This is a genomic window from Micropepsis pineolensis, assembly GCF_055392125.1.
On record NZ_AP042408.1, the window covers coordinates 866,745 to 880,736 of the forward strand.

At 56.5% G+C, this 13,992-nt stretch carries 14 protein-coding genes; 12 read left to right on the forward strand and 2 right to left on the reverse strand.

The window, feature by feature from the left end:
* Positions 1-24 precede the first annotated feature (24 nt).
* A complete protein-coding gene (locus tag ACZ5RI_RS03955) occupies positions 25-1,281 on the forward strand; it encodes an MFS transporter (RefSeq protein WP_464514806.1) in 1,257 nt (418 codons plus the stop codon).
* Positions 1,282-1,344: 63 nt separating this feature from the next.
* Here ACZ5RI_RS03955 and ACZ5RI_RS03960 read toward each other — a convergent pair whose 3' ends face one another.
* Positions 1,345-2,019: a DUF1013 domain-containing protein gene (locus ACZ5RI_RS03960; RefSeq protein WP_464514807.1), complete on the reverse strand. Its 675-nt coding sequence runs from the start codon at positions 2,017-2,019 to the stop codon at positions 1,345-1,347.
* A 136-nt stretch (positions 2,020-2,155) separates the two neighbouring features.
* On the reverse strand, positions 2,156-2,899 hold the full coding sequence (locus tag ACZ5RI_RS03965) for a Crp/Fnr family transcriptional regulator (RefSeq protein ID WP_464514808.1): 744 nt from the start codon (positions 2,897-2,899) through the stop codon (positions 2,156-2,158).
* A 258-nt stretch (positions 2,900-3,157) separates the two neighbouring features.
* Between ACZ5RI_RS03965 and ACZ5RI_RS03970 the strand changes: the two genes are divergently transcribed.
* The 11 genes from ACZ5RI_RS03970 (at position 3,158) to ACZ5RI_RS04020 (ending at position 13,981) form a co-directional block, all read left to right on the forward strand.
* Positions 3,158-5,551, forward strand: coding sequence for a methyl-accepting chemotaxis protein (locus tag ACZ5RI_RS03970; RefSeq protein ID WP_464514809.1), 2,394 nt, complete (start codon positions 3,158-3,160; stop codon positions 5,549-5,551).
* Between the two features lie 60 nt (positions 5,552-5,611).
* Positions 5,612-5,911 (forward strand): STAS domain-containing protein, encoded by a 300-nt coding sequence (locus tag ACZ5RI_RS03975; RefSeq protein WP_464514810.1) that lies wholly within the window; start codon positions 5,612-5,614, stop codon positions 5,909-5,911.
* A gap of 2 nt (positions 5,912-5,913) precedes the next feature.
* On the forward strand, positions 5,914-6,282 hold the full coding sequence (locus ACZ5RI_RS03980; RefSeq protein ID WP_464514811.1) for a response regulator: 369 nt from the start codon (positions 5,914-5,916) through the stop codon (positions 6,280-6,282).
* A 12-nt stretch (positions 6,283-6,294) separates the two neighbouring features.
* Entirely contained in the window at positions 6,295-8,727 is a 2,433-nt protein-coding gene (locus ACZ5RI_RS03985; RefSeq protein ID WP_464514812.1) for a chemotaxis protein CheA, read from the forward strand.
* Positions 8,724-9,209, forward strand: coding sequence for a chemotaxis protein CheW (locus tag ACZ5RI_RS03990; protein ID WP_464514813.1), 486 nt, complete (start codon positions 8,724-8,726; stop codon positions 9,207-9,209). Before ACZ5RI_RS03985 ends, ACZ5RI_RS03990 begins: the two co-directional genes overlap by 4 nt.
* Positions 9,210-9,226: 17 nt before the next feature.
* Positions 9,227-10,090, forward strand: coding sequence for a CheR family methyltransferase (locus ACZ5RI_RS03995; protein WP_464514814.1), 864 nt, complete (start codon positions 9,227-9,229; stop codon positions 10,088-10,090).
* A gap of 5 nt (positions 10,091-10,095) precedes the next feature.
* Positions 10,096-11,172, forward strand: coding sequence for a protein-glutamate methylesterase/protein-glutamine glutaminase (locus ACZ5RI_RS04000; protein WP_464514815.1), 1,077 nt, complete (start codon positions 10,096-10,098; stop codon positions 11,170-11,172).
* Positions 11,156-11,545, forward strand: a complete 390-nt coding sequence (locus ACZ5RI_RS04005) for a response regulator (RefSeq protein WP_464514816.1) — start codon at positions 11,156-11,158, stop codon at positions 11,543-11,545. Before ACZ5RI_RS04000 ends, ACZ5RI_RS04005 begins: the two co-directional genes overlap by 17 nt.
* An 89-nt stretch (positions 11,546-11,634) precedes the next feature.
* Positions 11,635-12,144 (forward strand): chemotaxis protein CheD, encoded by a 510-nt coding sequence (locus ACZ5RI_RS04010; RefSeq protein ID WP_464514817.1) that lies wholly within the window; start codon positions 11,635-11,637, stop codon positions 12,142-12,144.
* Between the two features lie 8 nt (positions 12,145-12,152).
* Positions 12,153-12,557, forward strand: coding sequence for a hypothetical protein (locus tag ACZ5RI_RS04015; protein ID WP_464514818.1), 405 nt, complete (start codon positions 12,153-12,155; stop codon positions 12,555-12,557).
* Between the two features lie 257 nt (positions 12,558-12,814).
* A complete protein-coding gene (locus ACZ5RI_RS04020) occupies positions 12,815-13,981 on the forward strand; it encodes an efflux RND transporter periplasmic adaptor subunit (protein ID WP_464514819.1) in 1,167 nt (388 codons plus the stop codon).
* Positions 13,982-13,992 lie beyond the last annotated feature (11 nt).

Consider the following 13,992-nt stretch of genomic DNA (forward strand, 5'->3'; position numbering starts at 1 on the left):
TTCTTACCGTTCCTGCGGCTTGTCATGGTTTCTCAACTTTCCTCCATCAGCGCGATCTTGTTATCGGCGCTGGTTTTCTACGTTGGCAATGGTTTGCTGACGACGCTGATTCCGGTTCGTGCCCATCTCGAAGGTTTTTCCACCCTCGTCGTCGGCGTGATCGGGTCGGCCTACTATATCGGCTTTGTCATGGGCTGCTTCCTGTCACCGCGTTTGCTGGCGCGGGTTGGGCATGTGCGTTCCTTCTCGGTCGGGGCCGGTGCGGTGGCGGCGCTGGCGCTGTTGCAGTCGATCTGGGTGGCACCGGTGATCTGGATATTTACCCGCGCGATCTATGGCTTTGGTGTCGCGGGGCTGTTCATGGTGCTGGAAAGCTGGCTCAATGATCGGGCCAGCAATGCCAACCGCGGTCAGATTTTTTCGGCCTACACCACAGTAAATTTTGGTGGCATCATGCTGGGGCAGGCTTTGTTTGCCACCTCGCCACCGCAGGGCTTCACCCTTTTCGCGCTCGGGGCGATCTGCTGTGCGCTCAGCCTGATTCCCGTCGGCATGACGGCCTTATCGCAGCCGCTGCGTCCACCGGTGCCGGTGCTGCAACCGGGCAAGCTGTTCCGCATATCGCCAGTTGGCGTGGCGGGCTGTGTGGCGGCTGGTCTGGCCAATGGCGCGTTATGGGCCTTGTTGCCGATCTATGGCATCGAGCGCGGTTTGTCGGGCATTTTATTGTCGTTGTTTCTGGTGGTGTTCTCGCTTGGCGGCACGCTGGTGCAGGCCCCGGTCGGGCGGCTGTCCGACCATATGGATCGCCGTTACGTCATTGCAGGTTGCTGCCTGTTGGCCAGTTTCGCCGGGCTCAGCATGGCCTTGCTGCCCTTAAACCATCCCTATCTTCTGCTGCTCAATATCGCGGTGCTGGGCGTTCTGATGCTGCCGCTTTATGGTTTGTCGGTGGCACACGCCAACGACCGTATCCCGCGCAAGGACTTTGTCGAATCGACCGCCACGCTGCTGCTGATCAATGCCCTGGCTTCGACCGTGGGGCCAACCGTGGCCGCCATCGTGATGGGCTGGTTCGGGCCGCGATCGCTGTTCTTCTTCACTGCAGCCATTCATATGGGCATGCTGATTTTTGCGCTGGTGCGGCTGGGGATTGTGCACGCGCCGGGGGCGGATCACCGCGACCGTTTCAAATTCCTGCCCGACCATGTTTCGCCCGGTGCCTTGTCGCTGGATCCGCGCAGCGAGCGGCCCGCTCCACGCCCCGACGAGGATGGCTGAGGCGCGCATAAAAAAGCCGGCCACCGGGCTCGCCCCGGCAGCCAGCTTGGTTCGGCGTAAGAATTAGGTGTTTTCGCTGTCGCTGCTGCTGTCACTTTCAGCGCTGCTGGCGGCAGTCATGGCGGCAAATTCCTCGGCCGGGATCAATACTTCCTCAACCGGGCGCAGAATCTCGTTCGACGAAATGTGCCGGGCCGATTTTTCACGCTTGGTCGAGGCGCGCGATACTGCCAGATCCAGCTCGATTTGCGAGCACAGCCCCAGTGTTACCGGGTCGACCGCCTTGAGGTTAGTGGCATTCCAGTGTGAACGTTCCCGGATTTTCTGGATCGTCGCCTTGGTGGTGCCGATCAGCTTGATGACATCGGCATCAGCCATGTCGGGATGGTTGCGCAGGATCCAAAACACCGCATCGGGCTTATCCTGGCGCTTGGAAACCGGGGTATAGCGCGGGGCGCGCTTAATCTTGACCGCCGGCATCTTGTATTTCGGCGGTGCGATTTTGAGACGATGCTTGTGATCTTTTTCACCAATTTCGATCTCGGCGCGGGTCAGCTGACCGCTGGCGACCGGATCCATGCCCTTGATTCCCTTGGCGACGTCTTCGTCGGCGATTCCCTTGACCTCGAGCGGGTGCAGACCACAGAAATCGGCGATTTGCTCAAAGCTGAGCCCAGTATTGTCCACCAGCCACACAGCGGTAGCCTTGGGCATCAGCGGCTTGTTTTCCGTCACCATGATAATCGTCTCCTTTTGCCGGGAAGCCGTTCACCGGCCAACCCAGCCTCGCAAGGCATTTTCCTTTCGAGGATGGCAACACACTAGCCCGGCTTAGGCAAAAGGAAAAGGGGGGTACCGAGGTGGAATGCGTGGTTTATTCTTCCTCGGCAATTTCTGCGAGCCGGCCGGGCTGCAGGATGTGCATATGGCGGCGGTCAAAGGTGATAACCTCCATCTGGCGCAGTTTATCCAGGGTTCGGTTGACATAAACCGTGGTCAGACCTAGGGCATCGGCGATCTGCTCTTGGTTGACGGGAAAGGCGAAACGGCCGCCATCGGACAATTGTCGCACGGTTAGTCGGCGCTCTATCTCTAGCAGAAGTTGAGAAACCCGCCCCATGGCGCTGCGCCGGCTGATATCGCTTAAGTGGCGGTGCAAATCGGCCATTTGCTGTTGCCAGGTTTGGGCAGCCTGATTTTGCTGACCGGGGCTGCTGCGGACCATGGTGGCAGCTTCTGCGGTATCGAAAGCGCACAGCGTGACGGCAGTTAAACTGCGCACTGCAAAGGGCAGGCGGATGCCCGGCAGCAACAGGGACTCCATCACCAGAATGTCACCGGGCAGATGGAAATAATGGATATGGCGTCGTCCATCGCTGAGTGTGCTGTAGCGATAGGCCCAGCCCGCATACAGCGTCCAGACCCGGCTTTGGATCTCGCCATCGCGGGTAAAGCTGCGTCCGGCAGGCAGGTTGCGCACCTCGCGTCGACAGGCGTTCAGCACGTCTGGCGTGTGCGTTGCAACGTAACCGTAAAGCGTGTTCCTGCCCAACGCACAATTGCGGCAATTGACGGGCGGTGTTGTTTCGTTTCGATCCGCAAGACTGGGTGACGGCATGGGCGCGACTCCCGTGGGCGAAATCTCGATACAAAATATTAATATAGCTTATAGTAGCATGTATAAGCAGAAAGGCGACAGGTTAATTCGCCGGTAAGTCGATGATTGCAGACTGTGGGCAGAATTCAGGTGGCTTTGTGGCGGGGTTAAAACCGTTCGGTACGGTGGTTGGTTGTGCGGCGTTTTTCGAAAAAATCTGCGTAGTGCCGCAGACGACAATGTAAAAAGGGCTAGGAGCTGGCGATGTGGAACTTTGGAATGGCGTCGAAGGAGGATCGCGAAGAGCGCGCCCGCCAGACGTCCGTCGCACAGTATATGTCTGCTGCGGTAAGCCATTCCTCCGTTCCTGTCATGATGGTCGACCATAATCTTAAAGTTACCTACGCCAATCTACGTATGCGCGAACTTCTGAAAGCCGAACAGGATACTTTCCGCGCCCAATGGCATAATTTTGAGCCCGCCCGCATCGTCGGCGTTAATTTTGACAGTCTGCACGACAAACCCTCGTATCTGCGTCAGATTCTGTCCGATACCACCCGGCTGCCCTGCCAGACCGATATCACCATCGGTGGCAAGTCCTTCATGATCAGCGTCGCCGCCGTTTATGGCGAAGATAGCGATCTGATCGGTTTCACCTTTGAATGGGGCGGTGGCGGCCAAACCGGTGAAGTCGCCGAAAAGCTCAAGGTTCTCGACAAGGTTCAGACCATTATCGAGTTTGAGCCAAATGCCATCGTCGTGACCGCCAACGAAAATTTTCTGACCCTGTTTGGCTACAAGCTCGAAGATATTGTCGGCAAGCATAACGACATGTTTATCGACGAGGTCACGAAGAAAACCCAGGTCTATCGCGATTTGTGGGACGATCTGGCGCGCGGTGAAAGCCACATCATCAAGACCAAGGTGGTCAAACGTGATGGTACAGATATGTGGCTCAGCGTATCCTATAATGCGGTCGTCAATGCCCAGGGTGAAACGGTTCGGATTATCGCTTTTGTCACCGATATTACCGAGGCTGAAACCCGCAATAACGAACGCAAGGCCAAGCTTAATGCGATCGAGCGGGTTCAGGCCACCATTGAATTTGATCTTGATGGTACTGTGCTGACCGCTAACGAGAATTTTCTCAAAGTGATGGGGTACAGTCTCGACGAAATCGTCGGTAAGCATCACAGCATGTTTGTCGATCCTGCATTTGTCGGGAGTTCTGATTATAAAAAACATTGGGATGCACTTCGCCACGGTGAGTATATGTCGGGGAAGTTCCCTCGGGTTGCTAAGGATGGACACATAGTCTGGATACAGGCTTCTTATAATCCGCTGCTTAACTTGGACGGGCGGCCTTATAAGATAATTAAATTTGCCACCGATGTAACTGACGTGGAGAACGAACGTGCGGCGGTGGAAAAAGAGCGTGAGTCCCGTGCTGCCGAGCAGGCCCATGTTGTGCGCACTTTGGCCGATGGTCTGCGCCAGATGTCAGCCGGGGATCTGACGGCCCGCATTACGGATTCCTTCACCGGCGATTACGAAGAGTTGCGCAAGAATTTCAATGGTGCGCTCGATAAATTGCAGGAAACCATCAAGACCGTGCTGGCGGCGTCCCATGCCATTGGTAGCGGAGCTAACGAGATCAGTCGGGCGGCCGAGGATCTGTCGCACCGTACCGAGCAGCAGGCTGCTTCGTTGGAAGAAACTGCCGCCGCGCTGGAAGAAATTACGGCAACGGTCAAAAAAACCGCGTCAAATGCCAAGCATGCCAGTGAAATTGTCACCACAGCCAAAGCCGCGGCTGAAAATGGCGGTCAGGTGGTTGGCAGTGTGATCACGGCGATGGACAATATTGCTCAATCTTCCAAGCAAATTACTGATATTATTGGCGTTATTGACGAGATTGCCTTCCAGACCAACCTGCTCGCCCTGAACGCGGGCGTCGAAGCGGCCCGTGCTGGCGATGCTGGCAAGGGCTTCGCCGTGGTGGCGCAGGAAGTGCGTGCCCTGGCTCAGCGCTCAAGCGAGGCTTCGCGTGAAATCAAACTGCTGATCAAGGCGTCGGGCGAGCATGTCGGCTCTGGTGTCAAACTGGTCGGTGAATCGGGACAGGCCCTGCAGCGCATTGTCGAGCAAGTCGTTGAAATCAATGCCTTGGTCACTGAAATGGCCCAGGCCGCGCAACAGCAGTCGACCGGTATTGAAGAAGTCAATGCGGCTGTGACCCAGATGGATCAGGTCACCCAGCAAAACGCGGCGATGGTCGAAGAAAGCACGGCGGCCTCGCGCAGCCTGGCTGGCGAGACGGCCGATCTGACCGATCTGGTCTCGTATTTCCGGGTTGATCAGGATGTAGCGGTCAAACGGACGGCCTCCAAACCAGTCGTTTCCAGCCCTGCGGCACCTAAGCCTCTTGCAGCGTCTGCGGTTGCCGCTAAGCCGGTTCCTGCTAAAGCTGTTGCGCCGAGGCCGGTCCCGGCTGCGCCTGCGGCAAGCTCTGCGCCCAAGGCTCCGGTTCCGACCCGGGCCACGGTGCCGCAAGCCGCTGTGCAGAAGTCTCCCGTTCTCAAGGCGGCGGCAGCAGGTGCTGCGGCCAGTGCCAAACGGGTGGTGGGTGGCCAGTCGGCTTCCGGTCGTGATGATGACTGGCAGGAGTTCTGATGCGGTGTTTGTGTGTGTGGGCCGCTTTTTTGAATAAGGTATGGGAGATAAAGACGTCCGATGGCTGAAGATCTACAATATGAAGGCGGCACGGTGACGCTTCCGGCGGTGTTGGATCTCACCAAGGCGGCCGCTTTGAAGGATTGTCTGCTGGGTGCCATGGCTACGAACTCAACGGTTACGGTTGATGCCAATGCCCTGCAGCGGATCACGACCCCTTGCCTGCAATTGTTTGTCGCCGCAGCGCGCGATCTCTCGGCCGAGGGCGGCGCACTGCACTTTGAAAATGTTCCCGATTCCATGGCGTCCGCAGCGGCGATCTTGGGCTTAAGTTCGGTTCTGGGACTGGTGGAGGTTTGACAATGGGAAAGGTCGTCTTGACGGTCGACGATTCTCGCACCATGCGCGATATGCTCAAACTGGCGCTCTGCGACGCTGGGCACACAGTCATCCAGGCGGAAGATGGTGTGCATGGCGTCGAGGTTTTGGCGCAGGCGGGCGATGTTGATGTCATTATTACGGATATCAATATGCCGCGTATGGACGGCTATGGTTTCATCGACCATGTGCGTAACAATCCAAAAACGCGGGTGATCCCCATTTTAGTGCTTTCGACTGAGAGTGAACCGGCCAAGAAACAACGCGCGAAGGATGCCGGGGCGACAGGCTGGATCGTAAAGCCATTCGATCCGGTTAAGTTGGTTGCTGCCATAAATCGCGTGTCACCATAGGAACCTTGGACCATGGATCCGTTGGAATCTATTAAGCAGGGGTACTTCCAGGAATGCGAGGAGCTTCTCCTTGCGATGGAAGAGGGACTGATCGCCATGGAGAGTGGCGACCGGGACTCCGAAATTATCAATGCGGTGTTCCGGGCTGTGCACTCGATCAAGGGTGGCGGCGGGGCATTCGGATTTGATTACCTGGTTGCCTTTGCACACTCTTTTGAGACTGTGATGGATTTGATCCGCTCCGGCGAGCTTGATCCAGAAGCAGAAGTCATGAAGGTATTACTTCGGGCCGGCGATATGCTGTCGGACCATGTGGCGGCCGCCCGCTCAGGCCAGAGGCTTGATCCCAGTCACGACGAAGACAGCATGGCCGAACTGAAGGCGCTGTCTGGCAAGATCGATGACGAAGAAGACGAGCTGACTGAAAGCTTTGAAGAGCTGGGTTTCCATCAGGTTCACCCCACCGATCTGGATGGTGGTGGTGCACCGATGGATTTGCCATCGCTCGACGAACCGCTGGCCGATCTCTCGGCCGAGCCGGAAGCCCCCGCCGTGGAAGCCGCAGAAGAAGCGGCACCGCAAGCAGCTACCCCGGTGGTAGAGCCGGGTTGGTTGGTGCATTTCACCCCTGCACCGACGCTTTATGCCAAGGCTAATGAGCCGGCGTTGTTGCTGCGTGAAATGTCTTCGCTCGGGCGTCTCGAGGCGACAGCCTTTTTCGATACCTTACCCCCCCTGAAGGATCTCGACCCCGAGCAGGCTTATCTGCACTGGACGATCCGCCTCTATACCGATGCGGCGCAGGACAAGGTCGAAGAAGTCTTTGATTTTGCTTCGGATGATTGCACACTGGTTTTCCAGTCACTGGACTCGATCGAACCGGAACCGGCCGTCGAAGATGCCGCCAGTGGTGGTGGCGTTAATCCAGGTATTGAGGATATCGGTGCCAGTGAGCCTGGCGATGATGGTCTTGGTACCAGCGATGACATTGCCACGGATATCGATGCGGCTGAAGACAATGTGGCGGTTGATGAAGTCGAAGAGGTTGCTGAAGCCCCGGCTATAGAAGAGCCGGCACCCGCCCCATCAGCCCCCGCGCCTTTGGCTTTGGTGCCGTCGGAACCGGCGCCTGCCAAGCCGGCAGCGCCTGCAGCTGCAGCTCCCACAACTCCGGCAGCCAAGGTTGAAGATAAGGCCGCTGCTGCCTCTGGCGAAAATGCCATCAAGCAAACCATCCGTGTTGATCTCGACAAGGTCGAGCGCCTCGGTAACGTGGTCGGCGAGCTGGTTATTACCCAGGCCATGCTGGCCCAGCATCTGATTGAAAGCCGTGGGGCACAGATGTCACCGATGCTGGCCAATAACATGGCCGAATTCGAGCATTTGCTGCGCGAATTGCAGGAAGGCGTTATGGCCATCCGCACCCAGCCGGTAAAATCGGTGTTTCAGCGCATGCCGCGTCTGGTGCGTGAGCTGGCGGCACAGACCAACAAGCAGGTGCGTCTGGTCATCAAGGGGGAGTCCACCGAAGTCGACAAGACGGTTATCGAGCGTCTGGGTGATCCGCTGACCCATATGATCCGTAATGCTGTCGATCATGGTCTGGAACCTGAAGGCGACCGTATGGACGCCGGCAAGGATCCGGAAGGCACCGTAACGCTGTCGGCTGAACATCGCGGCGGACGCATTGTTATCGAAGTCTCTGATGATGGTCGTGGTATCGACCGGGTGCGCGTACGTGAAAAGGCGATTGAAAAGGGCCTGATCTCGGCCAGCGCTAACTTAAGCGACGAGGAAATCGACAATCTGATCTTCCTGCCCGGCTTCTCGACGGCGGCAACAATTTCGAGCATTTCCGGACGTGGCGTTGGTATGGACGTGGTGCGTTCGAGTGTGGCCGATCTTGGCGGGCGTATCATTATGAGTTCAGTGCCCGGTCAGGGCAGCCGCTTTACCATGACCCTGCCTTTGACCCTGGCGGTGCTGGACGGCATGGTGGTGGCGGTTGGCGATCAGACGTTTGTGTTGCCGCTGACCCATATCATTGAAAGCCTGCAGCCGCATGCGGACGATATCCGTCCCTTCGGCAGCAATAGCTTCCTCCTACGGGTACGTGATGTGTACGTTCCGCTGGTCAAAGTGGGTGAATTGCTTGACGTCAAGGGTGCCGGTTCTGATCCGGCCAAAGGTGTGGTCATCCTGGTCGAGAGTGAAGGTACCGGACGGGTGGCGCTTGCGGTTGATCAGATTCTTGGTCAGCGTCAGGTCGTGATCAAGAGCTTCGAGGGCAACTATCGTCATATCGAGGGTATCGGTGCAGCAACCATTCTAGGTGATGGCCGCGTGGCACTGATTATCGATGTCGATGGTGTCGTAAGCCGCTGTCGCGGCCACTCGACGGAAAGCAACTTGAATGAAGTGTCTGCAACAGGAACAGGACCATGAGCGAGAAAGTAGAAACGGCCACGGAAGTTCGCCGTCAGTTCATTACCTTTATTACGGGCGGACAAGAGTTTGGTGCCAACATAATGACGATCCGCGAAATTCGCGGCTGGACTGAAACTACGCCGTTGCCGCACGCACCGGATTTTGTGCGTGGCGTGATCAATCTGCGCGGTGTTGTGTTGCCGGTGGTTGATCTCAAGGCACGGCTGGGCCGTGGTCTGACTGAGGCCAATCAGAAGCACGTCATCATTGTGGTCAAATCGGGTGATCGTACCCTTGGTCTGCTGGTCGATGCCGTGTCGGATATTTTGACGGTGACCGCCAACGAGATCCAACCGACCCCGGATCTGGCGCGCGATACGCAAAGCTCTTTTGTGGAAGGCATTGCCGTGCTCGATCAGCGCATGGTGACCCTGCTTAGCATGGAGCGCCTGACGGCTTCGCTGGTTGGTGAAGTTGGTGCAGTCTCTGAAGCGGCTTAACGGATACAGATGCAATAATGGCGGAATCCCCTTCTTCTCGCGATAAACTGCTGGTCCCTGATGGCGAATTCGTCTTTACCGAGACGGATTTCAAGAAGATCGCCGCCATGGTGCATGGCCAGGCAGGCATTGTGCTGACGGAAGGCAAGGCCAATCTCGTCTACTCCCGTTTGGCCAAACGATTACGGCTTATCGGTCTTCGGACGTTCCGCGAATATTGTGAACTGATCGAGAGCGATGACGGCAAAGACGAGCGGCAGGCGATGATTGCGGCGATGACGACCAACGTCACCCGTTTTTTCCGCGAACCGCATCATTTCGAATATCTGAAAAGTCAGGTGTTGCCCAAGTTGGTAGAGCGGGCACGTAAGGGTGGGCGGGTACGCCTGTGGTCGGCGGCCTGTTCGTCGGGAGAGGAGCCGTATTCCATTGCCATGACGCTACTGGACCTGTTGCCGGAAGCCCCTAAGCTTGATGTCCGTATTCTTGCCACCGACATCGACACCAACATGCTGGCCAAGGGGCGAAATGCAGCCTATGGCGGCTCGGCTTTGTCGAGTATTCCGACCCAGTACCATAAATTCCTCAATAAAACGCGGCAGTCTGAGGATTTTCAGGTTGGTGAAGTTGCCATGTCCCTGGTGCAGTTTAACGAGCTTAACCTGCTGGGTGCATGGCCGATGAAGGGTAAGTTCGACACCATTTTCTGCCGCAACGTGATGATTTATTTCGACGAAGATACCCAGAATCGTATCTGGTCCAAATTCGCCGATAGTCTGATGCCGCACGGAAGCCTGTGTATCGGCCATTCCGAGCGGATAATGTTAGATACGTTACCTTTTGAACTCGTGGCGCAAACGACCTATAGACTGAAGGGCTGACTAAAATGAAGCCAATAACCGTCCTCATCGTTGACGACTCTGCAACCATTCGACGTCTGCTAACTGCAGTGTTGTCTGCGGATCCTGAAATTCAGGTCGTGGGTGCGGCGCCGGAGCCATCGGTGGCACGGCAGATGATCAAGGATCTCAATCCCGACGTCATCACGCTGGATGTTGAGATGCCGCATATGAACGGCCTCGAATTCCTTGAAAAGATTATGCGCCTCAGGCCGCAGCCGGTGGTCATGGTTTCAACCCTGACGCAGAAGGGTGCCGAAGTCACCCTGGCGGCGCTCGAATTGGGTGCTATCGACTACTATGCTAAGCCGACCGAGAATGTCGTCGCGCTGTTGGAAGCCGGTGGTGCCGAGCTGATCGAAAAGGTTAAGAATGCGGCCCAGGCCCATGTCCGTCCGCGTTCTACGCCGCATCAGCCTCCGGCGGCTCCGTCCGCCAGTGACGTGCCGTTTGATCCGGGTAACAGCCTGGTGGCTATCGGTTCATCGACCGGCGGTGTCGAGGCCTTGATTGAAGTGTTATCGCACTTCCCGGCGAATTGTCCGCCTACGGTGATTACCCAGCATATGCCAGCGCATTTCACCACCTCGTTTGCCAACCGGCTTGACCGGCTGTGCCGGCCAAAGGTCGCCGAGGCGGTTGATGGTGCCACCCTGGCTCCGGGGCACATCTATTTGGCGCCGGGTGGTGAACAACATTTGGAAGTTTCGGGCGTTGGCACCTATCGCTGCCGCCTGGTTGATGCGGACCCGGTTAATGGCCACCGCCCGTCGGTGGATGTTCTGTTCCGCTCGGTAGCCCGTCACGTCAAGGAACGGGCTATTGGTGTCCAGCTCACCGGCATGGGGCGTGACGGTGCGTCTGGTTTATTAGAGATGCGTCAGGTCGGCGCTGCAACCCTTGGGCAGGATGAAGCCTCATCTGTGGTCTATGGTATGCCGCGCGTGGCCTTTGAAATTGGTGCGGTAGAGAACCAACTGCCGCTAGAAAAAATCGGTCCAGAAATCCTGCGTTTGTGCAAGGGCCGGAATGAAAGGGGAGTGCGTCATGCCAGCGGCGGCTAAAATCAAGGCAGTCGTTGTAGACGACCAGTTGACGATGCGCACACTGGTCCGCAGCAGTCTGCAACAAATCGGTGTGACGGATATACGTGACTACGCCGGTCCGACCGATGCGCTTGCCGCACTCAAAGGACAAGGCGCACACGTCATATTCTCGGACTTCAACATGCCCGATATGGACGGGTTGCAGTTCCTGAAAGCTGTGCGGGCGGATGCGGCGATGAAGTCGACGGCGTTTATTCTGCTGACCGGCCGTGCCGATAAAGAGTTGGTGCAGAATGCAGCAAAATTCGGCGCCAACAATTACATGGTGAAACCGTTTACTGTTGCCACGCTAAAGTTGAAGCTGGAACAGGTCTTCGGAGCGCTAACCTAATGGCACCATCCCCTGCAAATCTGGATGCTAATGGCGAGGAACTGCGGCGTTTTTTTAACCCGCAGGATCGCAGTTGGCATATTCAGATTATGCAAGGGGATTCGTATGTCACCGGGACGGGGGACGAGGTATTGACCACGATTTTGGGGTCATGCATCGCCGCCTGCATCCGTGATCCGATTGCCGGGATCGGTGGTATGAATCATTTTCTGCTACCCGAGGGTAGTGGTGATGACAAAGATGCTCGTCGTTTCGGTGTGAATGCCATGGAAATGCTGATCAACGGGTTGATTAAACTCGGCGGTCAGCGCAAGAGATTTGAGGCGAAGCTGTTCGGCGGTGCCAATGTGTTGGCGCAACTTTCAGATGTCGGCTCGCGCAATTCTGCCTTCGCAAAAAAATATCTGGCCGACGAAGGTATTCTGGTTATCGGTGGTGATGTCGGCGGGACCTCGCCGCGGCGGATACAGTATTGGCCTCTGACCGGTCGTGCGCGTCAGCTGGCGGTGCGGGCGGACAAGAGGAAGCTGGTGGAGACGGAAATCACCGAAGCCAAGCATGTGCCTCAGGTTGCCACCAACGATGTCGAGTTGTTCTGAGAGGGGCCATGAACAAGCCGGCAGCAACAAAATCCGGGGACGAACAGGAAGCGCTATTGGCGCTACTCAGTTCTGTCGCGGACGAATTGTATGCGCTGGTCTGCGAAATCGTCCGGCTGGGCGAAACCTTATCATCTGATGAAGTTGACGGTGTTCGCAGTCGTCACATCTGTGACTTGCAATCCTTTGATCTTCTTGCGCAAAGCGCGTTGGCGCAGGCGCGTCTTCTGAAAGGTATCGAGCAGGGGTTGTCGGATGAGGGCCGCGATGCCGCCCAGAATATCCTTTTAATGATTGAGGATGTTCCGTTCCATAAAATTCGCCAGCGGCTCTATTCTGCCTATACTGGCAAGGACAAACCCGAAGCTGCGGAAGTGCCGTGGGATGCCACCGGCGACCTCGACTGGTTTTAGCCCAGAACGTACCTATATGATTTACACAGTGTAAGTCCCGCTCTCTTTTTCGTGATTTGTGTCAGAAAAGGATGGTGTTTCTGATGCTAAAGTCAAACTTTGGTAAAGTTGTCATATCTTTACCGTTGTCTACATTATAATTCTTCGACGGACCGCCTTGTTTGTATAAGGGTGGTGCCTGTAAATAGCTCTTTCACTCCCTACCGACTGCGCCGCGTCGGAAATCGGACGGCGTGTCCTGCTGCAAGAGATCGAATATGCCTGGTATATATGAATCGAAATCAGATCGCCTGACGGGTGCCGTGCAACGGGCGTTACCGCCTTCTGCTTCCCGTTTCCTGACCAAGCGCATGGTTACCATGCTTGGCTTGGTTATCATCGTGCTGGTGCTGATTTTTGGTTTCATCATCGGCAAGGGACTTCTCATCTCTAACGCGATGAAATCGATGGTGCAAACCTCCACAGTGGCAACCACCACGGTGAAGAGCGCCGTTTGGCAGACCGAGCTTAGCGCGGTTGGTTCTCTGCACGCGGTGCAGGGTGCTGATCTGGCGACGGTCGGCTCCGGCGTAGTGAGCCAGATCAATTTCACCGCCGGGCAGGACGTGAAGAAGGGCCAGGTTCTTATTCAGCTGCGCGTCGATTCTGAAAAGGCTTCGGCGGAGCAGGCAATGCGCACCTATAAGCGTGATGTAGAGCTGATCAAGACCCATGCCATCAGCCAGACAGATTTTGATACCGCGCTGGCCAACATGAAGACGACCAAGGCCGCCGTTGAAGATAAGACGCTGGTCGCTCCGTTCTCTGGCCGCGTCGGTATTCGCCAGGTTGATCTGGGTGCCTATGTTTCTGCTGGCACCACTATGGTGACGTTGCAGGAACTGGATCCGATCTACGTCGACTTCAAGGCGTCGCAGCAGCAGCTGCCTCTGCTCAAGGTTGGCAGCCGCGTTGACATCACCACCGACACGTTCCCCGGCAAGGTATTCAAAGGCACGATTGCAGCAATCAATCCGGCCGTCGACACGACCACCCGCACGGTGCAGGTGCGTGCCATGGTGCAGAACCCCAAGAAGGAACTGCTGCCAGGTATGTTTGCCTCGGTGAAGATCGATGCGGGTCGGCCACAAAACTTCCTGACCCTGCCGCAGACGGCGATTTCCTATAACACTTATGGCAACATGGTCTTCGTTGTTACTAAGCAGGTTGTGAATGGTAAGCCGCAGCTGGTGGCCCAGCAGCGCACCGTTGTCACCGGCGATACCCGTGGTGATCAGGTGGCGATCCTGAGTGGCCTGAAGCTTGGTGATGTTGTGATCAGCTCCGGCACCAACAAGGTGAAAAACGGCAGCCTTCTGGTCATCAACAACGCAACCAAGTTGCCTAACGACATCAATCCGACCCCCTCAGAAGAAACCGATTAGGCCTTAACCGC

Bases quoted from the DNA above. Each gene is read 5' to 3' on its own strand.
- ACZ5RI_RS03995 (WP_464514814.1), top strand. From the start codon at position 9,227: ATGGCGGAATCCCCTTCTTCTCGCGATAAACTGCTGGTCCCTGATGGC.
- ACZ5RI_RS04020 (WP_464514819.1), top strand. From the start codon at position 12,815: ATGCCTGGTATATATGAATCGAAATCAGATCGCCTGACGGGTGCCGTG.
- ACZ5RI_RS03965 (WP_464514808.1), bottom strand. From the start codon at position 2,899: ATGCCGTCACCCAGTCTTGCGGATCGAAACGAAACAACACCGCCCGTC.
- ACZ5RI_RS03990 (WP_464514813.1), top strand. From the start codon at position 8,724: ATGAGCGAGAAAGTAGAAACGGCCACGGAAGTTCGCCGTCAGTTCATT.
- ACZ5RI_RS04015 (WP_464514818.1), top strand. From the start codon at position 12,153: ATGAACAAGCCGGCAGCAACAAAATCCGGGGACGAACAGGAAGCGCTA.
- ACZ5RI_RS03955 (WP_464514806.1), top strand. From the start codon at position 25: ATGGTTTCTCAACTTTCCTCCATCAGCGCGATCTTGTTATCGGCGCTG.
- ACZ5RI_RS03970 (WP_464514809.1), top strand. From the start codon at position 3,158: ATGGCGTCGAAGGAGGATCGCGAAGAGCGCGCCCGCCAGACGTCCGTC.
- ACZ5RI_RS04000 (WP_464514815.1), top strand. From the start codon at position 10,096: ATGAAGCCAATAACCGTCCTCATCGTTGACGACTCTGCAACCATTCGA.
- ACZ5RI_RS03960 (WP_464514807.1), bottom strand. From the start codon at position 2,019: ATGGTGACGGAAAACAAGCCGCTGATGCCCAAGGCTACCGCTGTGTGG.
- ACZ5RI_RS04010 (WP_464514817.1), top strand. From the start codon at position 11,635: ATGCAAGGGGATTCGTATGTCACCGGGACGGGGGACGAGGTATTGACC.
- ACZ5RI_RS03985 (WP_464514812.1), top strand. From the start codon at position 6,295: ATGGATCCGTTGGAATCTATTAAGCAGGGGTACTTCCAGGAATGCGAG.
- ACZ5RI_RS04005 (WP_464514816.1), top strand. From the start codon at position 11,156: ATGCCAGCGGCGGCTAAAATCAAGGCAGTCGTTGTAGACGACCAGTTG.
- ACZ5RI_RS03980 (WP_464514811.1), top strand. From the start codon at position 5,914: ATGGGAAAGGTCGTCTTGACGGTCGACGATTCTCGCACCATGCGCGAT.
- ACZ5RI_RS03975 (WP_464514810.1), top strand. From the start codon at position 5,612: ATGGCTGAAGATCTACAATATGAAGGCGGCACGGTGACGCTTCCGGCG.